At 57.3% G+C, this 24,632-nt stretch carries 16 protein-coding genes; 12 read left to right on the top strand and 4 right to left on the bottom strand.

All coding sequences use genetic code 11. The annotated features are described in order from the left end of the window. The first annotated feature begins 39 nt into the window (after positions 1-39). Positions 40-1,569, top strand: a complete 1,530-nt coding sequence (gene nuoM / locus ABIE29_RS22820) for an NADH-quinone oxidoreductase subunit M (protein WP_429621549.1) — start codon at positions 40-42, stop codon at positions 1,567-1,569. Between the two features lie 6 nt (positions 1,570-1,575). Continuing rightward, entirely contained in the window at positions 1,576-3,033 is a 1,458-nt protein-coding gene (nuoN, locus tag ABIE29_RS22825; RefSeq protein ID WP_429621551.1) for an NADH-quinone oxidoreductase subunit NuoN, read from the top strand. A gap of 57 nt (positions 3,034-3,090) precedes the next feature. On the opposite strand, the gene ABIE29_RS22830 is transcribed toward nuoN, so the two are convergent. Beyond that, positions 3,091-3,963, bottom strand: a complete 873-nt coding sequence (locus ABIE29_RS22830; protein ID WP_429621553.1) for a LysR family transcriptional regulator — start codon at positions 3,961-3,963, stop codon at positions 3,091-3,093. Between the two features lie 235 nt (positions 3,964-4,198). Between ABIE29_RS22830 and ABIE29_RS22835 the strand changes: the two genes are divergently transcribed. The 4 genes from ABIE29_RS22835 to elaB all read left to right on the top strand — a co-directional run bounded on the left by ABIE29_RS22835 (position 4,199) and on the right by elaB (position 7,624). Continuing rightward, positions 4,199-5,062, top strand: a complete 864-nt coding sequence (locus ABIE29_RS22835; RefSeq protein ID WP_429621555.1) for a DMT family transporter — start codon at positions 4,199-4,201, stop codon at positions 5,060-5,062. A gap of 139 nt (positions 5,063-5,201) precedes the next feature. After that, on the top strand, positions 5,202-6,449 hold the full coding sequence (locus tag ABIE29_RS22840) for an MFS transporter (protein WP_429621557.1): 1,248 nt from the start codon (positions 5,202-5,204) through the stop codon (positions 6,447-6,449). Positions 6,450-6,675: 226 nt separating this feature from the next. Beyond that, positions 6,676-7,170, top strand: a complete 495-nt coding sequence (locus ABIE29_RS22845; RefSeq protein WP_429621559.1) for a DUF1097 domain-containing protein — start codon at positions 6,676-6,678, stop codon at positions 7,168-7,170. Between the two features lie 142 nt (positions 7,171-7,312). Next, positions 7,313-7,624 carry a stress response protein ElaB gene (gene elaB / locus ABIE29_RS22850; protein ID WP_429621561.1) on the top strand — a complete coding sequence of 104 codons (312 nt, stop codon included), beginning with the start codon at positions 7,313-7,315 and terminating at the stop codon, positions 7,622-7,624. 22 nt (positions 7,625-7,646) lie between these two features. Here elaB and ABIE29_RS22855 read toward each other — a convergent pair whose 3' ends face one another. The 3 genes from ABIE29_RS22855 to ABIE29_RS22865 form a co-directional block, all read right to left on the bottom strand. Continuing rightward, positions 7,647-7,955 carry a type II toxin-antitoxin system RelE/ParE family toxin gene (locus ABIE29_RS22855; RefSeq protein ID WP_429621563.1) on the bottom strand — a complete coding sequence of 103 codons (309 nt, stop codon included), beginning with the start codon at positions 7,953-7,955 and terminating at the stop codon, positions 7,647-7,649. 17 nt (positions 7,956-7,972) lie between these two features. Further along, entirely contained in the window at positions 7,973-8,239 is a 267-nt protein-coding gene (locus tag ABIE29_RS22860; protein ID WP_021178506.1) for a type II toxin-antitoxin system Phd/YefM family antitoxin, read from the bottom strand. Between the two features lie 73 nt (positions 8,240-8,312). Then, positions 8,313-16,961, bottom strand: a complete 8,649-nt coding sequence (locus ABIE29_RS22865; RefSeq protein WP_429621565.1) for a GH36-type glycosyl hydrolase domain-containing protein — start codon at positions 16,959-16,961, stop codon at positions 8,313-8,315. 288 nt (positions 16,962-17,249) lie between these two features. Between ABIE29_RS22865 and menF the strand changes: the two genes are divergently transcribed. The 6 genes from menF to menE all read left to right on the top strand — a co-directional run bounded on the left by menF (position 17,250) and on the right by menE (position 24,467). Continuing rightward, entirely contained in the window at positions 17,250-18,551 is a 1,302-nt protein-coding gene (gene menF, locus ABIE29_RS22870) for an isochorismate synthase MenF (RefSeq protein ID WP_429621567.1), read from the top strand. A gap of 257 nt (positions 18,552-18,808) precedes the next feature. Further along, complete coding sequence (menD, locus tag ABIE29_RS22875; RefSeq protein ID WP_429621568.1) at positions 18,809-20,482, top strand: 2-succinyl-5-enolpyruvyl-6-hydroxy-3-cyclohexene-1-carboxylic-acid synthase; 1,674 nt, start codon at positions 18,809-18,811, stop codon at positions 20,480-20,482. Beyond that, positions 20,482-21,270, top strand: coding sequence for a 2-succinyl-6-hydroxy-2,4-cyclohexadiene-1-carboxylate synthase (gene menH / locus ABIE29_RS22880; RefSeq protein ID WP_429621570.1), 789 nt, complete (start codon positions 20,482-20,484; stop codon positions 21,268-21,270). The genes menD and menH overlap by 1 nt, the downstream gene beginning before the upstream one ends. Continuing rightward, a complete protein-coding gene (gene menB, locus ABIE29_RS22885) occupies positions 21,254-22,111 on the top strand; it encodes a 1,4-dihydroxy-2-naphthoyl-CoA synthase (RefSeq protein WP_429621572.1) in 858 nt (285 codons plus the stop codon). The genes menH and menB overlap by 17 nt, the downstream gene beginning before the upstream one ends. Next, positions 22,111-23,097 (top strand): o-succinylbenzoate synthase, encoded by a 987-nt coding sequence (gene menC / locus ABIE29_RS22890; protein ID WP_429621574.1) that lies wholly within the window; start codon positions 22,111-22,113, stop codon positions 23,095-23,097. Before menB ends, menC begins: the two co-directional genes overlap by 1 nt. Then, positions 23,085-24,467, top strand: coding sequence for an o-succinylbenzoate--CoA ligase (menE, locus tag ABIE29_RS22895; protein ID WP_429621576.1), 1,383 nt, complete (start codon positions 23,085-23,087; stop codon positions 24,465-24,467). Before menC ends, menE begins: the two co-directional genes overlap by 13 nt. Positions 24,468-24,632 lie beyond the last annotated feature (165 nt).

Here is a 24,632-nt window from a genome sequence, read left to right on the forward strand (position 1 = left end):
AAGTTTTTTAGATTATTCATATAAGGGACACAAAACGCCATGCTATTACCTTGGCTAATTCTTATCCCCTTTATCGGCGGTCTGCTGTGCTGGCAGTGCGAGCGTTTCGGTACTAAGGCGCCGCGCTGGATAGCGTTGATCGCAATGGGGCTGACGTTGGCGCTTTCTCTGCAACTGTGGTTGCAGGGGGGCTATTCGTTGATAAAACCGCAGGGCGTGCCGCAGTGGCAGTCTGAGTTTATGTTGCAGTGGATCCCGCGCTTTGGCATCAGCATTCACTTGGCGCTGGACGGTCTGTCACTGCTGATGGTGGTGCTGACCGGTTTCCTGGGCGTGCTGGCGATCCTCTGTTCCTGGCGTGAAATCCAGAAGTATCAGGGCTTCTTCCACCTGAACCTGCTGTGGATCCTGGGCGGCGTGATCGGCGTGTTCCTGGCCATCGACCTGTTCCTGTTCTTCTTCTTCTGGGAAATGATGCTGGTGCCGATGTACTTCCTGATCGCCTTGTGGGGTCATAAAGCATCGGATGGTAAAACCCGTATCACCGCAGCAACCAAGTTCTTCATCTATACCCAGGCCAGCGGTCTGGTGATGCTGATTGCGATCCTGGGCCTGGTATTTGTGCACTACAATGCGACCGGCGTGTGGACCTTCAACTATGAAGATCTGCTGAAAACCCCGATGTCGCACAACGTTGAATACCTGTTGATGCTGGGCTTCTTCATCGCGTTTGCGGTGAAAATGCCGGTGGTGCCATTGCACGGCTGGTTGCCGGATGCGCACAGCCAGGCACCAACGGCGGGTTCTGTCGACCTGGCGGGGATCTTGCTGAAGACGGCGGCCTACGGCCTGCTGCGTTTCAGCCTGCCGCTGTTCCCGAACGCGTCCGCCGAGTTTGCCCCTATCGCCATGTGGTTGGGTGTGATTGGTATCTTCTACGGTGCCTGGATGGCGTTCGCACAGACCGATATCAAACGTCTGATTGCCTACACCTCCGTTTCCCATATGGGCTTCGTGCTGATTGCGATCTACACCGGTAGCCAGCTGGCTTACCAGGGTGCGGTGATCCAGATGATCGCCCACGGCTTGTCTGCCGCTGGTATGTTCATCATCTGTGGCCAGTTGTACGAACGTCTGCATACTCGCGATATGCGTCAGATGGGCGGCCTGTGGGGACGTATCAAGTATCTTCCTGCGCTGTCACTGTTCTTCGCGGTGGCAACCTTGGGGATGCCGGGTACCGGTAACTTCGTCGGTGAATTCATGATCCTGTTCGGCAGCTTCCAGGTCGTGCCAGTGATCACCGTGATTTCTACCTTCGGTCTGGTGTTTGCTTCGGTTTACTCGTTGATCATGATGCAGCGTGCCTACTACGGCACCCCGAAATCTGATCAGCCGTTGCCAGGCATGACCGCACGTGAACTGTTTATCATTCTGCTGTTGGTGGTACTGCTGGTGCTGCTGGGTGTCTATCCTCAGCCAATCCTCGATACCTCAAGTGCGGCGATGAGCAACGTGCAACACTGGTTTGGTCCGTCAGTTTCAGCAATTTCAACAACAAGGCCGTAATTCGCCATGACAATAACTCCTCAACAACTGATCGCACTGTTACCGCTGTTGATCGTCGGATTGACGGTGGTGGTTGTGATGCTGTGCATTGCGTGGCGACGCGACCACTTTATCAACGCCACCCTGACAGTGATCGGTCTTAACCTGGCGCTGCTTTCACTCTACTTTGTTGGCCAGGTAGGCCCAATGGACGTCACCCCGCTGATGCGGGTTGACGGTTACTCGATGTTCTATACCGGGCTGGTGCTGCTGGCGAGTCTGGCAACCTGTACCTTCGCCTATCCATGGCTGGTGGGTTACCCGGATAACCGCGAAGAGTTCTACCTGCTGGTGCTGATTGCCGCCATGGGTGGCATTCTGCTGGCGAGCGCCAACCACCTGGCTTCGCTGTTCCTGGGTATCGAGCTGATCTCGCTGCCGCTGTTTGGTCTGGTGGGCTACGCCTACCGCCAGAAGCGTTCGCTGGAAGCGGCCATCAAGTACATGGTGCTGTCTGCGGCGGCCTCCAGCTTCCTGCTGTTCGGCATGGCGCTGCTGTACGCAGAATCCGGTGACCTGTCACTGGCTGGCCTGGGCAGGAGCATGCAGGAGAACATGATGCATCAGCCGCTGATCCTGGCAGGCATGGGCATGATGATCGTCGGTCTGGGCTTCAAACTCTCCCTGGTACCTTTCCAGCTGTGGACGCCGGATGTGTATCAAGGGGCGCCTGCGCCGGTTTCAACCTTCCTGGCTACCGCCAGCAAGATTGCGATCTTCGCCGTCGTGATGCGTCTGTTCCTGTACGCACCGGCTGCCGACAACGACGCGCTGCGGATGGTGTTGTCGATCATTGCCGTTTGCTCGATCCTGTTCGGTAACCTGATGGCGATCAGCCAGACCAACATCAAGCGACTGCTGGGTTACTCCTCGATCGCTCACCTGGGCTACCTGCTGGTGGCGCTGGTTGCGGTGCAAACCCACCAGCTGTCGCTGGAAACCGCTGGGGTTTATCTGGCGGGTTATCTGTTCAGCAGCCTGGGTGCCTTCGGTGTGGTTAGCCTGATGTCCAGCCCGTACCGTGGCCCGGATGCCGACTCGCTGTTCTCCTATCGCGGCCTGTTCTGGCACAAGCCAATCCTGTCAGCGGTCATGACGGTGATGATGCTTTCCCTGGCCGGTATCCCGATGACGTTGGGCTTTATCGGTAAGTTCTTCGTGATTGCGATGGGCGTCAGTGCTCACCTGTGGTGGTTGACCGGTGCCGTGGTGCTGGGTAGTGCGATCGGTTTGTACTACTACCTGCGTGTGACCGTCAGCCTGTTCCTCAGCGCGCCGGAAACACTGGTTCGTGATACGCCAAACAACTGGGCGTTGACCGCCGGTGGTGTGGTGGTGCTGATCTCTGCCGCGTTGGTGCTGTTGCTGGGGATCTACCCGCAGCCGCTGATCACGCTGGTGCAGATGGCACAGCCGATGTTCTGATTGATCTCGAGCTAGACACCAAGGGTCGCCAAATGGCGGCCCTTGTTTATTTGTGGGCTAGAGTGCGCTGCCGTTAAACGAAGCTTCCAGCTCTTGCACCACCGCACGTATTCTTGCCGTGTGTTGCAGATCCGGGTGTAACACCAGCCAGATATCTACCCAGTCCTGATTCTGCGGGAGGATACGCACCAGATCGGGATCGCTATCGGCCAGGAAGCAAGAGAGCAGGCCGATACCCAACCCGTTGCGCGTTGCCGAACGCAGTAACAGCTGTGAGTTGCATTGCAGCACTACGTTTGGCTCATTTAACGCTTCACCGCCGAAGTTTTCCCAGTGGCGTGGCACCAGTTCGCGCGGGAACATCAGCAAATCGTGGCCGCGCAGATGGTCGCCTTTACTTGGTGTTCCGTGCTGATCCAGGTAGCCCTGTGTGGCATATAACCCCATCTCAATGGTTGCCAGACGTTTGATGACCAGTTCATCAGATTCAGGGCGAGCACCACGGATAGCCAGATCTGCCCCGCGATAGGAGATGTCGGAGATATTGAGTGCCGTCAGTAGCGTGATGGTGATATGTGGGTATTTCTCGCGCAGTCGTTTCAGCGCCGGGATCACAAAGGCCCCGGCCAAGGTATCGGTGGTGGCGATGCGCACTTCACCCGCCAGGCTTTGATCGCCGCTGCTGGCTTTACGGGCGATAGCCTGAACTGCATTTTCCATCGCCAGCACTTCTGCCAGCATGGCTTCACCCAGCGGGCTGAGCGAGAAGGACTTTGGCGTGCGGATAAACAGTTTTGAACCCAACGCCTGTTCGAAAGCGGTGAGCCGCCGCCCAACGGTGGCTTGATCGACGTGAAGTTCATGGGCGGCCTTGCGTAACGTACCGCAGCGTGCCACCGCCAGGAAGAAGCGTGCATCATCCCAATTCATTGTGCAGTGTCCTTGGTGGCTGGTCGCCAGCAGTGACGGAAACACGTATTATCTGGTAACCGTCAGGTAAATGCATCTATGTGAGGTTGTGTATCAAGCTTATTTGTAGCAGGCGATCCATATTGTATGGGAATGCTGGTATTCTAAGTCAGTTCCGCTAACCAACTTCTGACGGTGAGAACCGCCGAGCAAGGGATTATTTTGTGGTCTTGTCGGGCCGCATTCTGGGGAAATCATGGTTGCTTTATGGATGGTCGCTGCCAGCGTGTTCTTCGCGCTGATGGGGGCCTGCATCAAACTGGCTTCGGCCAAGGTCGGTTTCTTCGATATTATTTTTTACCGTTCACTGATCAACGTGGCCATCGTGGCGGCGCTGATAAAAATCAAAAGCATCGGTTTTCGCACCCAGCACCTTGGCTTGCACATGAAACGCGCCGCGATTGGCAATGCGGCCATGTATTGCGGCTTCTATGCGCTGATCCATCTGCCGATCGCCACCGCCACCACGCTGGGCTATACCAACCCGATTTTCCAATCGGTGATCACCTTCGTCACGGCCAGAGGTCAACTGACTGGCAAGCTGCTGTTCTCGGTGCTGCTGGGTTTTGTGGGCATTTTGATCTTGTTGCGCCCAGACGTGCCAAACGGGGAATATACCGCCACCTTGATTGGCCTGCTGTCCGGATTGCTGACGGCGCTGGCCTATTTCAACGTCGGCAAACTGGTACGTACCGGGGAGCCAGAACTGCGTGTGGTGTTTTACTTCTCGCTGGTCGGTACCTTGTTCGGCGTGGTGATGAGTTCGATTGTCGGCTTCGCGGCGTTGGATGCTACCAGCCTGCTGTATGTCTGCGCTATCGGCGTATTCGGCAGCCTGGGGCAGATCACCATGACCCGCGCCTATGGTGGTGGCAACGCGGTCACCGTCGGCATTCTTTCCTACAGCACGATCATTTTCTCCACGCTGCTCGGCTACCTGATTTTTGCCCAGACCCTGTCGTTTATCGCTGCGGCAGGCATGGCGCTGATTATCCTTTCCGGAGCGTTGGCCATTTTGCGCCGTGCACCCGCTAAAAAGGTGGCAACGGCGTCGGTGTGATTTTGCCGTTCTGGCCTGCTGCAACAATGCATCATAGTGCTGCATTGTTGGTGGTTTGGGCGGCTTGCTCTGAACGGTATGATGAGCGCCTGATAGTTTGCAGGTGAGGATTTTTGCCTGCGTATTGAGGGAGAAAATCATGTCCGACGGTTTAGCCGTTGATCAAGCCACGCGCGCCAATGCGGGGCCATCATCCAGAGCCATTGTGCTGTTTCTAGCGTTGGCATTGCTGTCAGCATTGCTCAACAGCAGTGCGCCAACGCCGCTTTATCCCTTGTACCAACAGCAACTGGCGCTGACCTCGGTCAGCCTGACCCTGGTCTACGGGGCTTATGCCGCTGGCGTGCTGATTTCCCTGTTCGCCGTGGGCAATCTGGCTGGCAAGGTGAAAGATCTACGCAGTATGCTCGTCCCGGCGCTGCTGGTGGTGTTGCTGGGTGCATTGCTTTTTGCCCTGGCCGATTCATTTTCCCTGATGCTGATGGCTCGCTTGCTGGCCGGAGTAGGCACGGGGGCGTTGACCGGCGCGGCCAATATTGCGTTGGTCCGTTTTAGCCCTGCGGACGGTGGCAAGCAGGCGGCGCTAATTGCTACCTTGTCCTTTACCGCTGGGTTGGCATTGGGGCCGATTTTTAGCGGCATAGCGTTGCAGACCGGTTTTCATACTACCTCGATGCCGTTTGTGATCATCATGGTGGTGGCAACGATTGCCGCCCTGGGGATTATGCTGAGCTGGCCTGCGCGTGTGGTGGTCAAAGCTAGCGTCAGTTTGGCTGAGGGGGCAGAGGCAGGGGCAGGGGAAAATACCTTGGCCGCGGGCCTGCGTGCGACCGGGAGCCGGTTCTTCGTGTGTGCCAGCGCGCTGTTTGTCTGTTGGGCGCTGGCTGCCAGCATCCTGGCGATCGGCCCCAACGTGGCGGAAACGCTGTTGGGCATGCAAAACCGTAGCAGTTTCGGCTATGTGATTGCGGTCTATCTGCTGATTGCCGGGGCCAGCCAAATCCTCAGCCGTCAAATAAATGCGCGCCATTCGCTGATGTTTGGTTGCCTGGCCCAGGCGTTGGCGGTGGTGGTGTTTGCCGAAGCCATTCAGATCCATTCACTGGGGCTGGCCGCTGCGGGGATGGCCATTGCCGGTTATGCTTATGGCGCGATCTTTGTTGGCAGTGCGACGTTGGTGAACCTGATTTCACCCAAAGCCAGCCATGCACGCCTGATCTCACTGTTCTATGTGATTGCTTATGTTGCCAACTGGGTGCCCATTTTGCTTGGCAGTATCATTGACCATGCCAGTCTGCAACTGGCGGTAAACCTGCTATTTCTGGTTACTGCCATCGTCTGCGGGGTGTTGGGGCTATGGGTGACGCGAGTGGGCTTCCCGCGCTGAAGTTGGCTATTTTAATGGTGGGTGGTTGCTGGCTATCACCGCCGTTATTCAATAATGTGGCTAGCGGTTTATCGCGTTGGATGATGAAAAATAGCCCTATTTTTGTGATTTATTTCTCATTTTTATGATCATAACCCATCATTTTGCACCGTTGAAGTGATTTTTATCACATCTAATTGGCTGATTTCGCGTAAACTGGGTGGATTATTTTTAGCGGATCAGGATTATGAACGTCATTTTTGCCATTGCGGTAACTACCGGTATTCTCTCCGGCGTATGGGGCTGGGTTGCCATCAGCCTTGGGCTAATCAGTTGGGCGGGCTTTCTTGGCTGCACGGCCTATTTTGCCTGTCCGCAAGGTGGCCTCAGGGGCCTGGCGATCAGCACGCTGACCAGTTTGAGCGGCGTGTTCTGGGCGATGGTCATTATTCACGGCAGCGCGTTGGAGCCAGCCTGGAGCATTTTTGGCTATCTGCTGACCGGCCTTGTCGCCTTCCTGATGTGCATTCAGGCCAAACAGCAATGGCTTGGCTTTGTTCCTGGGACGTTTATCGGTGCCTGCGCCACCTTCGCCGGTGACGGTAACTGGCCATTGATCACGCTCTCACTGCTGGTCGGGCTGTTGTTTGGCTACGCCATGAAAAACAGCGGCTTGTGGCTGGCCGCACGCCGTAAATCCCCCGCTGTAGCGCTGACTGAACAAGCCTCCACCGACGCCTGAAAGGGCGTCTGTTTCCTGCCTTGCCTCTTTTTTCACCAACATTCCGATGGCGTGTATTCTGGTCGTGTCCTACCATGGGACTACGACCAAGGGTTGTTGATGGCTAAGCAACGTTGAATCTACTAATAACGGAGAGCTTAAGATGGCGAGAAACCGAGACGAGAACCAAACGACGCTGGATGACGATCTGAGAATGTTGAGTGACACTCTGCAAGACGTGTTGGATTACTCTGGCGATCGAGCCGATCGGGCCTATACGGATATCAAAGCCCATGCCGAGAGGGCGCTAAAAGACGTAAAGTCGCGTCTGACGAATAGCTCGGAGTGTTACTACGTGCGGGCGAAAGAGGCGGCATGTCGTGCCGATGATTACGTGCGTGACAAGCCTTGGCGTGGCGTAGGCATTGGTGCCACGGTAGGTTTGGTGCTTGGACTGTTGCTGGCCCGTAAGTAACACCAATGAATGAGCGCGGAAGCTAGCGACCGCGCTCATTGAAATGGTTAAACGGATCCTGTGCTTGGTGCAGCACTGCCAACACCTCAATACCATCCAGTACTTCCCGATAGTAAATAATATGACTCTCAACGGGAAAACTCAGCACACCAAAATAGAGATCCTCACTGCGATCTCGACCTGGGGATGGGTGACGATCCAGAATATCTGTCATCGTTACACGTAGCGAATTAGCGTAAGCCTCTGAGACGTCTTTCCCCCACCTGCGGATAGAATAGATCTTTATCGCGCGAATATGTTCCCTGGCTTTCTTGGTAAAGCTTACGCTCATCCTTTAGCTCCTTGCCCTCAGATCCCGTTAAGTTCATCAGCCGTTAGCGGAGCAAACACATCATCAATGCTATGTAATTCGCCACGATCAGCCTGCGCAATAGATTCAGCAAGAACGGCTTTTAGGCTCTGTAGCTTGAGCTGTGTGAACCGATCATATTCCTCAGGCGAGATGACCACTGCCACGCGCTTACCATGCTTGCTTATTTCCACTGGTTCACGCTGTGCCTTCATCAGCAGATCGCCAAACTGGTTTTTGGCTACCTGTGCGGTTATGACTTCCATACATCACCTACTGGCTAAAATGGCTTGAATGTTCATTATAGCCAGAACAAAAAGTAAACACCAATAGCTTATGTTAACGCCCCAGTATTACCTCCACCTGGTAGGTTTTAGCCTCATCAGCCAAGCTAATCACCGCTTCCTGCTGCAATACACCATCAATAATTACCTGCGTTTCCCCTTCCCCTTGGCGTAGGGTGAAGTGATATTCGCTTTCCCCTTCACGGTAGGTTAGGGTGACCGGCGGCCAATCTGCTGGTAAGCGGGTGTGGATGGAAAGCGTATTGCCGTGGCGTTTTAGCCCCAGCAACGACTCGACGATCAAGCGATACATCCAGCCCGCCGAGCCGGTATACCAGCTCCATCCTCCGCGCCCAACGTGCGGGGCGACCGCGTAAATATCCGCCGTGGCGACATAAGGTTCAACCTTGTAGCGCTCCGCCGCGGTGCTATCCAGGCTGTGGTTGATGGGGTTAATCAGCGCCATCAGTTCCCAGGCGCGCTCGATATTGCCCATCTCGGCGAACGCCATCACCGCCCATACCGCTCCGTGAGTGTATTGACCGCCGTTTTCCCGCACGCCGGGCAGATAACCCCGGATGTAGCCGGGATTCGGGCCGTTGCCGTCAAAAGGTGGGGTCAACAGTTTGATGATGCCGGCCTGGTCGTCCACCAGGTGCTTATCCAGAGATTGCATCGCCTGTGCGCTGCGATCTTTGTCACCCGCACCGGAAAGGATCGACCAGCTCTGGGCGATGGCATCAATGCGGCACTCTGCCGCTTGCTGTGATCCCAGCGGTTCTCCGCTATCGAAGTAACCACGGCGATACCATTCGCCATCCCAGGCGTTGCTGTGCAGGTTGGCCCGCAGTTTTTCTGCTTCCTCGCGGCACAGTTCTGCCAGCTCAAGATCGCCGCGATGGGTGGCCAGTTTGCCGTAACGTTGCAGAATATAGAACAGGAAGAAGCCCAGCCAAACGCTCTCACCCCGGCCTTCCAACCCCACCATGTTCATGCCGTCGTTCCAGTCACCGGCCCCCATTAGCGGCAAGCCATGCTCGCCAAAGGTCAGGCCATGCTTCAGCGCCCTGGCCCCGTGGAGATACAGGCTTTCCTGTTTCGGGCTGATGCCAGGCTGTTCATAGGAAGACTCCTCACCCGGTGCCAGTATACGGGCCTCCAGATAACCCACCTGTTCTTCGAGGATCGATGAGTCGTCGGTCGTGTCGAGGTAGTGGCAAATCGCCAGCGGCAACCACAGGTAATCATCGGAGCAGCGGGTGCGCACTCCGTTGCCCTGCGGTGGATGCCACCAGTGCTGAACGTCGCCTTCAACAAACTGGCGCGAAGCACACAGCAGGATCTGCTCACGCATCCGCTCAGGCAAGGCATGCGTCAGGGCCAAGGTATCCTGGAGCTGATCGCGGAAGCCAAATGCGCCGCCGGACTGGTAATAACCGCTGCGTGCGTGAATGCGGCAGGAGAGGGTTTGATACAGTAACCAGCCGTTAGCCAGCAGGTTAACCGCTGGATGAGGCGTACCGATCTGCACCTTGTTGAGGATCTTGTCCCAATGAGCATCGACCTGCTGCAATTCGTGTTGCAAAGCCTCCTCGTTGAGGTACTGGCGCAGCAGGGATTCGGCTTCGTCGCCATCTTGTCCCAGGCCAAGCGCAAACACAAAGCTGCGCTGATCGCCATCGATCATGCTGATGGCCGATTGCACCGCGCCACAGGGATCCAATCCGGCACCGGTCTTGCCGGATAACCGCCGCAGCTTAAGCACGGCAGGCGCGGCCAACGAACCGTTACGGCCAATGAATTCCCGCCTATCGCCAGTGACCGAACAATGGACGCCGGTAACGCCGAAGAACGCGGTACGTGGCGATCCGCTGCTGACGTAATGGTTGGTGGCGAGGATGCCACAGCCGCCAGGCGGTGTGGCCACACGGGTGACCACGTGCATCGCAGATTTCTGGCGCAAATCACCAAGGATTAGCTCGGCATAGCCGGTGGTCGAGAGCTTACGCGTCCGGCCAGAAGTGTTGGTGAGCGTCAACAGGAACAGTTTCACCGGGGCGTCTTTGGCAACCAGCATCGTCAACTGGCTGTCGATGCCGCCTTCCCGGTGTTCAAATACGCTGTAACCAAAACCGTGACGCGTCAGGTAATGACCGCGCCCACGGGCGGGCAGCGGCGTTGGTGACCAGATGTGACCGCTCTCTTCATCGCGCAGATAGAAAGCCTCGCCGCTGCGATCGCTGACCGGATCGTTATCCCAAGGCGTCAGGCGGTATTCATGTGCATTCTCGTACCAAGTGTAAGCTTGGCCGCTTTCAGAGATCACCGAGCCGAACATCGGGTTGGCGATGACGTTTGACCACGGGGCCGGCGTCATCTTGCTTTCGTTCATGGCGATCACATATTCGCTGCCATCCTCCGAGAATCCGCCAAACCCGTTGTAGAACTGGAGCTTGTCGATGATCGGCAACTGCGGCGAATGCAGATTACGCGGCAGATTGGCCATGGTAGCCAGTTTGGAGGAAGCGGTCGGCGGCCCCAATGGCTGTTGCAGCGTTTGCGGCAGTTGCAACCGTTGGTTGAGTTGCTCTGTCAGGCCACCACGGCGGTCATCCAGATAGATCCGCGCTACGCTCAGCAGCAAAGTGTGATCCTCCGGTGACATATGTTCACTGGAACGTACGAAGATCCCTCCGGGTTTGTCCGTCATGGAAGACTCCATCCCGGCGGCGATCAGCCCCATGATGCGATTTTGCAGATCTTGCCGGTAACCGCCGGAATCCTCATTGAGGATCACCAGGTCGACCAGCAATCCTTTCAGTCGCCAGTAGTTGTGTGCCTGAATGAGCTGTTGCACCAGCCCGATATTCTCACTGTCGGTGACGGACAGCAGCACGATCGGCAGATCGCCGGAAATCGAATAGCCCCACAGGCCGGACTGCCCACGGCGGTTATTGATGATTTCATTGCTGGCGGCACGCATTTCCTGCGCCGGGAACACCACCGCGCTGGCCAGGCGGTTAAACAGATTGGCGTCTTCTTCGTTGGCGTTCAACTGGCGCAACACCACCTGGCTGTGCGACCAGGCGAGTTCGAAAATACGGTCGGCCATATGGCGGTCGCGGTACTTCTCCAACATCGCCAGGCTGGCGGCACGGTCTTCACATACTCCATAGAAGATATCCAGCGTCAGCGGCACGTTGGGTTCCAGCCGGATCCGCTGACGGATGGCGATGATCGGATCGATCACCGGTCCGGCGCTATTGGTCAGGGGTTGATTCTGATATAGCGCCTGCGGGTTGGCTGCCGTGCGGCCACGGCCAATAAACTTGGCCCGGTCGGTTTCAAAGGACGTTTTGCTGCTGGCACCCTGGACCGACATCATGTGCAGCAACCACGGCGATTTTTCCTTCGGCTCACGCGGACGACGATGACACAGAATGGCATCCTGTTCCGGCAACAGCTCGGTTTGGACAAACAGATTGCTGAACGCCGGGTGGGCCAAATCGTTGCTGGCCGGGGCCAGCACCACTTCGGCATAGCTGGTGATTTCAATGGTCCGCGCTTGCTTGCCCCGGTTCACCAGGGTTAAGCGCCGCAGTTCGATGTCGTCCTCTGGGGAAATCACCACCTGGGTTTTCACCGACAGCAGCCCCTGCCTGCGTTGGAATTCCGCCCCGGCATCGTTGAAGACGGCGCGATAGCCGCCTTTCTCGGTTTCGCCGGTAGGGTGCCAGGTATTGCTCCACACCTCGCCGGTTTGCGGATCGCGCAGGTAGCAGAACGCCCCCCAGTTATCGCAGGTGGCATCCTCACGCCAGCGGGTCAGCGCCAGATTCTGCCAGCGGCTGTAGCTGCCGCCGGTTTGGGTGATCATCAGGTGGTAGTTGGTATTCGACAGCAACTGGACTTCCGGGATCGGTGTGTCCACACGGGTGAATTCACGCGCGGCGAAGCTGGCCGGTTTAATCTCGCCTTCATGGGTTTCGAAGTGGCGGCGGGTGCTGTACAGCTCAACCGCATCAGGCACCCGTTCCTGCAACAGCAAACGGGTTGACTGGAAGGCGGGGTAACGGGCAAAGCGTTTCACCATCGGTGCATCCAACAGCAGGTGTGACAGCGCCAGGAAGCTCATGCCCTGGTGGTGAGCCATATAGGAGCGAACAATCACATACAGCTGCCCCCGGCTGAGGCGCGACGTGGTGTAGTCCAGTGCTTCATAGAAGCCATAACGGCCCTTGGCACCGTTTTTTTCCAGTTCCACCAGGTTGCTACAGGCGCTGTCCGGATCGACAATCAGCGCCATCATGGTGGCGTAAGGAGCGATCACCATGTCGTCACCCAGCCCACGCCGCAGCCCTAACCCCGGCACACCAAAGGCGTGGTACTGGTAGTTTTGCAAAGCGTCAAAGCCGAAGTAACCGGACTCGGAAATCCCCCACGGTACACCGCGCTCCTTGCCCCAGGCAATTTGCCGCTCAACTGCCGAGCGGCACATTTGCACCAGCAACGTATCGGGATAGGCAGGCATCACCAGTTGCGGCATCAGGTATTCAAACATCGAGCCGCTCCAGGACATCAGCGCTGGCTCCTTGTCGATCACCGTAAACAGTCGACCTAATGCAAACCAGCTCCGCTGTGGAATTTGGTTGGTGGCAATCGCTACATAGTTGGTCAGGCGGATTTCCGAGGCCAGCAGATCGTATTTACCACTGTCGGCCCGGTTTTGATCGCAGTTGAAACCGACGGTCAGCAAATGGGTGGCTTCGTCATACAGGAAGCTGAAGTCCATTTGCGCCATTGCTGTCAGGCGATGTGCCAGCTGTGCCAACTGTTCGAGGCGTTCCGCAGCCAACTGCTGCACGGCAGCCAACTGCGCTTGCTGTTCTGTCGACAGCGTCAACCCTTTAGGTGGGTTGGCCAGCCAATGCAAGCTAGGGAGCTGCCCCAGTTCCGGCATGCTGTCGCTCAGCCAGCCAAACCATGATGCCCATTCGGCGCACAGCTCGTTGAGCTGCTGGTGTAGGTTGCCCGCCCAACGTTTGACCTCGTCACCCTGTTGCAGAGCGGGTTCCTGCAACCCATTGCAGTGGTTGCGCATTTCATTGAGTTCAGCCTGTAGTGCCGCCGGATGGGCGTTCTGCGCCTGTTCCCAGTGTTTGCGCAGTTTGGTTAATCCTTTCGGTGCGGCGTTACCCCAGTGTTGTTCCAGTATCAGCAACGTATCTTCTACACCAGCCAGAATGCGGGATGGCTCGATAACGGGTTGCATAGCCAACGCTGGCAGGCCTGAGCTCAGGGTGAGCAGGTGGCCCGCGAAATTACCGCTGTCCACGCTGGAAACATAACGCGGGTTCAGAGGCTCCAGGGTGCGGGTGTCGTACCAGTTGTACAGGTGACCGCGATAATGCTCCATGCGGTCGAGCGTATTCAACGTCAGGGTAATACGCTGCAAGGCTGCACTGAGAGTGATATAGCCGAAATCATAGGCGGTGAGGTCGGCCAACAGCGCCAGCCCGATATTGGTGGGTGACGTGCGGTGCGCTACTACCGGCTCTGGAATTTCCTGGAAGTTATCCGGCGGTAGCCAGTTTTCCTGCTGGGTGACAAAGGTGGCGAAAAACTCCCAGGTTTCGCGGCTGCTCTGGCGTAGGAAACGGCGCTGGCGATCGTCGATGGCCGTTTTGCTGCGCTGTGGCTCCAGGCTGAGTGAATAAAGCAGGTACGGCGACAGGATCCACAAGGCAGCCAACGGGATGGCGGCTAATAGCGCAACCGGGCTGGAAAAGGCGGCCAATAGTAACAATGAAACGCCAGCAAGCGGGTTGATCCACAGATTGCGATAAAAATTCGCCAGCGTGACGGTCAGATGGTGTCTGGATTGGTCGAAGCTGGTCCACTCTTGCAGATTATGTTTGCTGATCAGCAAACGCCACAGGGTGATGCCAATAGCCTTCAGGCTGTACCAGGCTTCATGAGGCAGCTCGGCCAGACGCAGGCCAATCTGAGAAAGCCGATGCAGTGAGCCCTTCAGAGCCAGCTGCAAGTGCTGAACAACAGGCCGACGCGGGGGCTTGCGCACCACATCCTGCAACAGCGCCAGCAGCGTGGGCAGCAGCAGAATAATGGCGAACACCGCCAACCAGTATGGGGTATCCGGTAGCCAGGTCAAGCCAAAGAACAGCAGCAACAGGAAGCAGGGGGCTACCAGGCTGCGGCGTAGGTTATCGAACAGTTTCCAGCGCGACAGGGGACTTAATGGATTAGCGGCCCGCGAACCGTTTTCGGTGGTGACCCGGGGCAACAGCCAGTTGAATAGCTGCCAATCGCCGCGGATCCAGCGGGTGCGGCGGGCGACATCGACCAGATAGTTGCTTGGATACTGCTCATAGAGCAAGACGTCGCTCAATAAACCGGAACGGGCATAGCAGCCTTCCAGCAGATCGTGGCTTAACACCAGGTTTTCCGGGCAGGTGCCCTTCAGACTGTGGGAGAAGACGTCGACATCATAAATCCCTTTGCCGATAAACGAGCCTTCGCCAAACAGATCCTGATAGATATCTGAAGCCATCTGGGTGTAGGGATCGTTGCCCGGCGTGCTGCTGCACAGGGCAGCATAACGGCTCTGGCCATAAGCGGGGATCTCTTCGGCTATGCGGGGTTGCAGGATGGCATAACCCTCCACCACCCGTTGCAGCTTGGCATCATACTGGGGTTGATTCAGGGGGTGGGCCATAGCGGCGATCAGCCGGTGTGCGGTTTCACGTGGTAGCACGGTATCGCTGTCCAGGGTGATCACGTATTTGACGTTTTTCAGCACTTCTAGCCCTTGGCCAATCTGGGTGGTAAACGTATTGCCACGGTTGCGCAGCCAATCGTTCAGCGCGTTCAACTTGCCGCGTTTACGCTCCAGCCCCATCCAGCTCTGCTGTTTTTCATTCCACTGGCGATCGCGATGGAACAGGAAAAAGTGGCTTGGCCCCTCGCAGGCATATTGCGCATTAAGCTCGGTTATCTTCTGGCTGGCATAGGCCAGCAGTTCGGCGTCGTCTGGCTGCTGTTGCCGGGGCGAGTCATTAAAGTCGGTGAGCAGGGCAAAATGCAGGTGCTTCATGGCATTGCCCAGATAACAAACTTCCAGCGTGTTGATCAACTGATCAATATCGGGCTTGCTGCCGATCAGCGTGGGGATGGCGACCAGCGTACGGAACTCTGCCGGGATACCACAGGAAAAATCCAGCCTTGGCAGCGGCTGTGGGGAACGGCTGCGGGTGGTGACCTCACTGAGCAGGCTGATGACGAACTGAGCGATTACCATTCCCAGTGGGAACAGCAAGATCAATAATCCCCAGGTGAGCCCGGTTTGGTGGGCATGGCGTAACAGCAAGGCCCAACCGGCGGTTGTGAGCAGGCTGATGCTACCGAGCCAGGAAAGCAGTGGGGATTGGCTGAGCGCCTGACGGGTGCGCGTAATACGGCCAAGCCGAACGTCGAGCTGTTGCTCTAACTGCGTGTGGCCATGGTCAATCAGGTAATAGCCGATGTGATGAGTACGTGGATCGTTGCGGGGATCTTCGGCGGCGATCCGTGCCATATTCAGAGCCTGTTGTGCTACCTCAACCTCGTTGTGAGAACAGTGGCGAGCCAGCCTCTCGATCACATGACGATAGTTGTCACGGGTATCGAAATGCATTAAAGAATAAATCCCGGTAGGGTCTTCGCGCAGCGTCTGATCGACCTTGCTCATGGTCTCAACAAATTCTGCCCAATCCATTTCACTCAGTTGCCGCAGGCCAGCGATACTGTTGCTGACGGAAAGTTGGCTGACGGCCAGTTGTTGGTTGAAACGATGGATAAGCTCATCGGAGGTCAGGCTGACTTCGGCCAGGCGTTGCTCAACCCAGGTCAGCGGTAGCGCCAGCATGGTGCCGTGCCCCTGTAGACGACGCACCAGTTCCGCCACGAAGGCGCTGGTGCGGGGCGGATTGGAGCGGGCCATATCGGCAATCACAATGATCAGGTTGGCCGGATCGTTTTCCGCCGACTCCAGCATTTTGGTCACCCAACTATCGGCCAGGCTGCGTTCTTCCTGTGCCTGGGCCACTTCTACCGCCACGCGGCGCAGGTTTTCAATGAGCGCCAGCCTCAGCATGCCTGGCAGTGCCCAAAGCTCGCCCAGAGTCAGATTGGCCTCATTCTGGTAAGCGGCAATATAGCGCGTCAGGCTCTCGGCATCCCACCGCCCGTCGCCATGAGCAATGGCTTCGGTGGCGATATCGAAAATTCGTGGGCAATTGTGCGGGGCGGTTAACTGTGGCAGCCCACGGCCGAAGGTTTTCGGCAGATGGTGCCGAACGACGCGGATCTGCTCCTCGATAAGATAAAAGTTATCCAGCAGCCAGTCGCCCGCCGGGGTCATGGTGTTTTTCTTGTCGTTGCTCAGCCTGCGACAACTGTCCGTCAATACCTGTTCGTTGTTATCGAGACGTTTCAGCAAATGGTAGGGCGTTTTATGGGTTGCCAGCTTATGGGAGCGTGCCAGGCGCTGGCCATAGCGCTCCATTTGGTCGACAGAAAACAGTTCTGCCTTGATGTTGCTGGCGGGAGGCGTTTCGGCAACGGCCCGGTTATGCCGTAAAGGTAACCGTGCCACTTTGGGGTTGCGGCGCTGTTTATTTAACCAATTGATAAGTGTTTCTTTCACGCAAAAAGCTCCTTACATCTGACCCAAAGGACAGCGGGTTAATACCGTTGGGAGGCTGTGAGCATCTTGATTTAACTATCGATCTGATATAACAAGATTTCACTGCGGCAGGAACATGACGTCTAAGTATAGTTCCGCCGCGCGCGTGTGGCTGTTTTTTAATCTCAAACTTCAGTTTTAATAAATAATTAGCGGTGGAAGCTATGGGTTAATAGACGCTATTTTTCCGCCCGCGAGGGTTGATTTACCGTATAATTCCCCACATAGCGTTTGGTTAATGAGGTGGCAGTGGAACAACTTTCGGGATTGCTGCGGCGGCTACGTCGGCAGCTTGGGTACGGCTTTCCCCGTGAAGCCGGATTTCGGCAGCTGACTCTGGTGGTTCCCGGCCATCTGAGCGATTTGCTGCTGGAGTGGCTGGCGGCGCAGGTGCTGTTCCCTCAATTCTACTGGCGTCATCGCGAAGGGCGGCAGGAGGCGGCGGTGTGCGGCGCTTTGCGGCAGTTTTCACACCCTTCAATGGCGCAGGCATTCGTGGATGCCTATCCTGCTGCCCGTTTATGGGGGCTGACTGCCTTCGACGGTGACGCCCAACTGTTTTTGCCGCGTCTGGAAATTCTCAACCACCAAGGCAAGTGTGAACTGACGCTAAACCTGTTTTCTGAAGAGTCATTGAGTGATGACGCCCAAGCGGCGCTTGCCTGGCTTGAAAATTTGCGGGTAACCAAACCGATCGAGAATTTACGGGTGAAAGTGCTGTCGGTGCAGCATCAACCGGAACGTTCCGGGTGGGAAATCATGCTGCGCGATGCGCTGAAGGCGATAAATCGGCAGCAGATGGATAAGGTGGTCTTGGCGCGCAGCTCGGTGTTGACGCTGGAGAGTCCGTTGTCTGCCCCTGCGATGATGGCCGCCAGCCGCAGGGTGAATCACCAATGCTACCACTTTATGCTGCGCTTTGATGCACATTCCGCATTTCTTGGCTCCAGCCCGGAAAGATTGTACCTGCGTGAGGGAAAACATTTGCTGACCGAAGCGTTGGCGGGGACGGTTGCCAACCATCCCGATGAGCGGCAAGCCCAGGCACTGGCCCAGTGGTTGCTGCAAGACGGCAAGAACCAACAGGAAAACCTGCTGGTGGTTGATGATATCTGTCAGCGTCTGCAAGGCGGTGCCAGAGCGGTCGATGTGTTGCCACCCGAAGTGGTGCGGTTGCGCAAGGTACAGCATCTGCGGCGGCGTATTGAAGGGCAACTGAACCATTGTGATGATGCCGATTGCCTGCAACGCCTCCAACCGACGGCTGCGGTAGCCGGGTTGCCGCGCCAGGCCTCGCGTGAGTTTATTCGCCAGCATGAACCTTTTTCCCGTGGTTGGTATGCCGGTTCTGCAGGGTATCTTGCTGCGGCGCAGGCTGAGTTCTGTGTTGCGCTGCGTTCCTGCCAGATCGCGGATGCCCGGGTTGAGCTGTATGCCGGGGCGGGGATTGTGGCCGGATCCGATCCGGCACAGGAGTGGCAAGAGATCGAAAACAAGGCGGCGGGCTTACGCACTCTGTTGCAGTCAGAACATTCTGGGCTGGCGCATTGAGCAGGCCGATCTTCGTGTGTAAACTTGTTGTGTTTTATATGTTTCTTTTTTGTTCTTTTTCGCGGCGCTATTTGGTATTGGTGGGTCGAACTTGATTTATTGCAGGCCACCTGCCACAGGGAAATACGGCGTTTTTGCGCCAGCGCAAAAGCCGTAAAGATAATTACTTATATAATTCAGAGTTATGATCCCCGGTTCGCTACCTCGTTTGGGTAGGCTTCGGCGCGTAACCTCTGTTTATTACTTATGAGCGAAATATGTCGACAAGTGTTTTTAATCGCCGGTGGGCGGCGTTGTTGCTGGAAACGCTGGTCCGCCATGGAGTACGGCATGTCTGTATCGCTCCGGGATCGCGCTCAACGCCTCTTACGCTGGCCGCCGCCGCGAACCGCGCTTTTGTCTGCCATACTCATTTCGATGAGCGGGGCCTGGGCCATTTAGCGCTCGGCCTGGCAAAGGCTACGCGTGAGCCGGTGGCGGTGATCGTCACCTCGGGTACCGCGGCAGCAAATCTTTATCCAGCCCTGATCGAAGCCGGGCTAACCGGGGAGCGGCTGGTGTTTCTCACCGCCGATCGTCCGCCGGAGTTGATTAACTGCGGGGCCAATCAGGCGATCCGCCAAAATGGCCTCTACTCGAGCCATCCCACCTTGAACATCGATTTGCCACGCCCAAGCCCGGATATTCCGGCTCGCTGGCTGGTATCTACCCTGGACAGCGCGATGGCGCGTCTGCGGCAAGGTGCCCTACATATCAACTGCCCGTTTGCGGAGCCGTTATATGGCGGTGATGAACAGCTGTATGAGCAGTGGTCGGCGGAGCTAGGGGACTGGTGGCAAGATACCCATCCTTGGCTGCGTGAAATGGACCCGCATCAGGTTATCAAGCAGCCGGACTGGTTTTTCTGGCGGCAGAAGCGCGGCGTGATTATCGCTGGCCGAATGGGGGCGGAAGAGGGCGTGCAACTGGCCGAATGGGCAGGCATGCTCGGTTGGCCGTTGATCGGCGATGCCCTTTCGCAAACGGGACAACCGTTGCCCTGTGCCGACTTATGGCTGGCTAACCCCCAGGCTCGCGATTTGTTGGCAAGCGCGCAGCTGGTGGTGCAGTTTGGCAGCAGCCTGACGGGCAAACGTCTGCTGCAGTGGCAGGAACGCTGCCAGCCGGAGGAGTTCTGGCTGATCGACGATCTGCCTGGGCGTCTCGATCCTGCGCATCATCGTGGCCGCCGCATTCGTTCTACCGTTGGCGAGTGGCTCGATCTGCACCCGGCACAGCCGCGTTCATCTTGGGCTGGCGATCTGTCTGCGTTGGCGGATGATGCCCTTGATGTGACGTCGCAATACCTGGTTAACCGGTTTGGTGAGGCGCAACTGGCCCATCGCCTGCCTGAGCTGTTGCCGGAGAATGGCCAGCTGTTTCTCGGCAATAGCCTGATTGTGCGCCTGATCGATGCCTTAACCCAGCTGCCTGCCGGTTATCCGGTGTTCAGCAACCGCGGGGCCAGCGGTATCGACGGTCTAATCTCTACTGCAGCGGGTGTCCAACGCGCCACCGCCAAGCCGACGTTGGCCGTGGTAGGCGATCTTTCCGCACTCTACGATTTGAACGCCCTGGCGCTGTTGCGCCAATGTTCGGCACCCACGGTGCTGATCGTGGTGAATAACAACGGCGGGCAGATTTTCTCGCTGCTGCCAACGCCGGAACCTGAGCGCCAGCGGTTTTACTGTATGCCGCAGGACGTGGAGTTCAGCCAGGCGGCAGCCATGTTCCAGCTTGATTATGCCTGCCCGGAAAACTGGGGGCAGTTGCAGCAGGCGGTGGAAAAAGCCTGGCGTCACAGCGGAGCCACGCTGATTGAGTTGCAGGTGCCGCCGAGCGATGGCGCAGAAACCTTGCAACATCTGGTACAAAAAATGGGGGCAAACTGATGCTGGCTTCCCGCGTGTTACAACAGGGCGAAAGCCAACGACCATGGTTGATCTGGCTGCATGGCCTGCTGGGGAACAACAATGAGTGGCGGGTGATCGCCTCGCGTTGCGAACAGTGGCCCTCGCTGGCGATTGATTTACCCGGCCATGGCGATTCTGCCGATCAATCCTGCCTGGACTTTGCCGACGTCAGCAGGCAAATCACCGCCACGCTGCAACAGCATAATATTGAGCGCTATTGGCTGGTGGGTTATTCACTCGGTGGGCGTATTGCCATGTACCATGCTTGCTGCGGAGAAGCGCAAGGGCTACAGGGCATTGTGATCGAAGGCGGTAATCCAGGGTTGGAAAACGAAGATTTACGTGCCCAGCGACGTGCCCATGATGCCGCCTGGGCGCAGCGTTTCCGCACCGAACGGATCAAAAAGGTCTTGGCCGATTGGTATCTCCAACCGGTCTTTGCCAACCTCAGCCTGGTACACCGCGAGGCGCTGATCGCCGCCCGTGCCGATAATCATGGTCCGGCCATTGCCGATATGCTGGAGGCGACGTCTCTCGGGCGGCAACCTTGGCTGGTGCCGCAATTACAACAGTTGGCACTGCCTGTGATGGTGTTATGCGGTGCCGACGATCACAAGTTTCAGGCGCTGGCGCGTGATGCCGGTTTGCCATTGCAAACCGTGCCAGAGGCGGGTCATAACGCTCATCTGGCCAATCCGGCAGATTTTGCCGCCGCGCTCGATGCATTTCTTGCTAAAAAAGGAACCAAACATGCTGTATCCCAATGAAGAACAACTGTACGCCGCGATCGACTGGCAGGACTGCTCGGGTGATTTCGAAGATATCCTGTATCACAAGTCCAGCGATGGCATTGCCAAAATCACCATCAACCGCCCGCAGGTGCGTAACGCCTTCCGCCCGCACACGGTGAAGGAAATGATCGAGGCGCTGTCGAACGCGCGGTATGACGACGGTATCGGCACCATCATTCTTACCGGTGCCGGGGATAAAGCCTTCTGCTCCGGTGGCGATCAGAAAGTGCGCGGTGACTACGGCGGCTATCGCGATGACAGCGGCGTGCACCACCTGAACGTGCTGGACTTCCAACGCCAGATCCGCACCTGCCCTAAACCGGTGGTGGCGATGGTGGCCGGATATTCCATCGGCGGCGGTCACGTGCTGCATATGATGTGCGATCTGACCATTGCGGCGGATAATGCCATCTTTGGCCAGACCGGGCCGAAAGTCGGTTCCTTTGACGGCGGCTGGGGCGCTTCCTACATGGCGCGTATCGTCGGCCAGAAGAAGGCCCGTGAAATCTGGTTCCTGTGCCGCCAATACGACGCCGCTGCGGCGCTGGATATGGGCCTGGTCAATACCGTAGTGCCGTTGGCGGATCTGGAAAAAGAGACCGTTCGCTGGTGCCGTGAAATGTTGCAGAACAGCCCTATGGCCCTACGCTGCCTGAAAGCCGCACTGAACGCCGACTGTGATGGTCAGGCCGGGCTGCAAGAGCTGGCGGGTAACGCCACCATGTTGTTCTATATGACCGATGAAGGTCAGGAAGGGCGCAACGCATTTATCGAAAAACGCCAGCCTGACTTCAGCAAATTCAAGCGTAACCCGTAATGACGGCACTATTGACCCGTGTTGCTGCGATCTACCGCTATAGCCTGCCGATGGAGGCGGGCGTGGTGCTGCGCAACCAGCGGCTGAAAACGCGAGAGGGTTTGCTGATCCACCTGCAACAGGATGGGCAGCAAGGATGGGGGGAAATTGCCCCTTTACCGGAGTTCAGCCAGGAGACACTCGACCAGGCGCAGCAGGCTACCTTGGCCTGGGTGCAGGCTTGGGTTGCGGGTGAACTGCCTGCGCAGAGCGAGTGGCCATCGGTGGCCTTCGGTACCAGCTGCGCCCTGGCGGAAATGGCCGGGCAATTGCCAACGCAGGCCGACTACCGCAAAGCCCCGCTATGCACTGGCGATCCCGACGAGCTGTTCGACCTGTTGGCCGCGCTGCCGGGGGAGAAAGTGGCCAAGGTGAAGGTGGGGCTGTATGAGGCGGTGCGGGATGGCATGGTCGTCAATGTCTTGCTGGAAGCCTTGCCCGATCTCAGGCTACGGCTGGATGCCAACCGCAGCTGGAGCCGGGCCAAAGCGGACGGTTTTGCCAAATACGTCAATCCAGCGTGGCGCGATCGCATCGCGTTTCTGGAAGAGCCATGCAAAACCCGTGACGAATCCCGTGAGTTTGCCCAGGCAACCGGAATTGCCATTGCCTGGGATGAAAGCGTGCGTGAAGCCGATTTTGTCGTACAGGCGGAGCCGGGCGTGGCAGCGATTGTGATCAAGCCGACCTTGGTGGGGAGTCTGGCCCGCTGCCGTGAACTGGTCATGCAGGCGCATCAGGCCGGATTGGTGGCGGTGATCAGTTCCAGTATTGAATCCAGTTTGGGGTTGACGCAACTGGCGCGTATCGCGCATTGGCTGACGCCGCAGACGATACCGGGTTTGGATACGTTGAACCTGATGCAGGCCCAGCTGATACGCAACTGGCCAGAGAGCACCTTGCCGTTATTGGGCATTGAGACCTTGGAGTGTGTATGGCGCAGTTGAGTGATTGGCCGTGGCGGCATTGGGCCAGACAGCGCCCACAGGCGACCGCGGTGATCTTTGAACAACAGCCGGTCAGTTGGCTGATGCTGCAACGGCAGGTGGAAGTACTGGCCGCCGACTTTCAGCGCCAGGGCGTGTTACCCGGTAACGGTGTGCTGCTGTGTGGAAAAAACAGTTATCCGCTGCTGTTGGCCTATCTGGCGCTCTTGCAGTGTGGTGCGCGCCTGCTGCCGCTCAATCCGACGCTGCCTGCGCCGATGCTGGCGGCTTTGTTGCCGGATCTGGATATCGACTTTGCCTTCAGCCCGGATGGCTTGCCTGAGTTGCCCCCTGGCGCGATCGTTTTGTCGCCGCCGGGCGTTGATGAGTGCCACTTGCAGCTGCTGGCGTGGGATGAACAAAGACTGGCGACGTTGACGCTGACTTCCGGCTCCAGCGGCTTGCCAAAAGCCGCCGCCCATAGCTATGCCGGCCACCTTGCCAGTGCAGAGGGCGTGTTGCAACTGATGGAATTTCAGCCGCAGGACAGCTGGCTGCTCTCGCTGCCGCTGTTTCACGTCTCTGGTCAGGGCATTATCTGGCGCTGGTTGGCGGTAGGGGCACAGCTCGTGGTGCGTGAGATGCAACCTTTGGCCGATGCGCTGGCGGGCTGCACCCATGCCTCGCTGGTGCCAACCCAACTGTGGCGTTTGCTGTCTGAACCGATGGCCAGGCATGCGCTAAAAGAAGTGCTGCTCGGCGGGGCGATGATCCCGGTGTCACTCACCCAGCAGGCCGAGGCGGTAGGGATCCACTGCTGGTGTGGCTATGGTTTGACGGAGCTGGCTTCAACGGTTTGCGCCAAGCGTGCCGACGAGCTGCCCGGCGTTGGGGCACCTTTAGCAGGCCGTGAAATCCGCCTGGTGGATCAGGAGGTCTGGATCCGCTCCACCAGCCTGGCGTTGGGTTATTGGCTGCGGGGCGAGCTAGTGCCCATTACCGACGAGCAAGGATGGTTCCATACCCGCGATCGTGGCGCGATGGAGCAGGGTGAACTGCGTATTATCGGTCGGCTGGATAACCTGTTCTTCAGCGGCGGGGAAGGCGTTCAGCCGGAAGATGTGGAACGTGTGTTTGCCGCACATCCGCAGGTGTTGCAGGTGTTTATCGTGCCGATTGACGATGCGGAGTTTGGCCAACGGCCGGTAGCGGTGGTCGATCTGGAAGGTGAGTTGACGCTGGAAGGGTTGATGCTCTGGGCGCAAGACCGGCTGGCGAACTTCCAGCGGCCGATTGCCGCATTGGCGTTGCCCGACGAGCTAAAAAACGGCGGCATCAAGATTTCGCGCCGTCGTCTACAACAGTGGGTTAGCAGTCAACTGCAGGCATAACGCGTTGCGTTGCGAAAAAAGGCCGCCCGAGGGCTAATGCCGATCGTTTAAGGATCGGTTGACCGATCCGGTGGCTGGTGTAAAAAGGGTTCATGTTCATCATGGACCCTTTTTAAATGGAACTCTCACAAGCCCTCGGCATTATTAATCTTACTGCACCCGATG

The sequence above is a fragment of the Serratia sp. 2723 genome (assembly GCF_050434425.1).
Classification (GTDB): Bacteria; Pseudomonadota; Gammaproteobacteria; order Enterobacterales; family Enterobacteriaceae; genus Chania.

What these genes read in the sequence shown, in the direction of transcription:
- nuoM (WP_429621549.1), top strand. Translation starts at nt 40, where the DNA reads ATGCTATTACCTTGGCTAATTCTTATCCCCTTTATCGGCGGTCTGCTG.
- nuoN (WP_429621551.1), top strand. Translation starts at nt 1,576, where the DNA reads ATGACAATAACTCCTCAACAACTGATCGCACTGTTACCGCTGTTGATC.
- ABIE29_RS22830 (WP_429621553.1), bottom strand. Translation starts at nt 3,963, where the DNA reads ATGAATTGGGATGATGCACGCTTCTTCCTGGCGGTGGCACGCTGCGGT.
- ABIE29_RS22835 (WP_429621555.1), top strand. Translation starts at nt 4,199, where the DNA reads ATGGTTGCTTTATGGATGGTCGCTGCCAGCGTGTTCTTCGCGCTGATG.
- ABIE29_RS22840 (WP_429621557.1), top strand. Translation starts at nt 5,202, where the DNA reads ATGTCCGACGGTTTAGCCGTTGATCAAGCCACGCGCGCCAATGCGGGG.
- ABIE29_RS22845 (WP_429621559.1), top strand. Translation starts at nt 6,676, where the DNA reads ATGAACGTCATTTTTGCCATTGCGGTAACTACCGGTATTCTCTCCGGC.
- elaB (WP_429621561.1), top strand. Translation starts at nt 7,313, where the DNA reads ATGGCGAGAAACCGAGACGAGAACCAAACGACGCTGGATGACGATCTG.
- ABIE29_RS22855 (WP_429621563.1), bottom strand. Translation starts at nt 7,955, where the DNA reads ATGAGCGTAAGCTTTACCAAGAAAGCCAGGGAACATATTCGCGCGATA.
- ABIE29_RS22860 (WP_021178506.1), bottom strand. Translation starts at nt 8,239, where the DNA reads ATGGAAGTCATAACCGCACAGGTAGCCAAAAACCAGTTTGGCGATCTG.
- menD (WP_429621568.1), top strand. Translation starts at nt 18,809, where the DNA reads ATGTCGACAAGTGTTTTTAATCGCCGGTGGGCGGCGTTGTTGCTGGAA.
- menH (WP_429621570.1), top strand. Translation starts at nt 20,482, where the DNA reads ATGCTGGCTTCCCGCGTGTTACAACAGGGCGAAAGCCAACGACCATGG.
- menB (WP_429621572.1), top strand. Translation starts at nt 21,254, where the DNA reads ATGCTGTATCCCAATGAAGAACAACTGTACGCCGCGATCGACTGGCAG.
- menC (WP_429621574.1), top strand. Translation starts at nt 22,111, where the DNA reads ATGACGGCACTATTGACCCGTGTTGCTGCGATCTACCGCTATAGCCTG.
- menE (WP_429621576.1), top strand. Translation starts at nt 23,085, where the DNA reads ATGGCGCAGTTGAGTGATTGGCCGTGGCGGCATTGGGCCAGACAGCGC.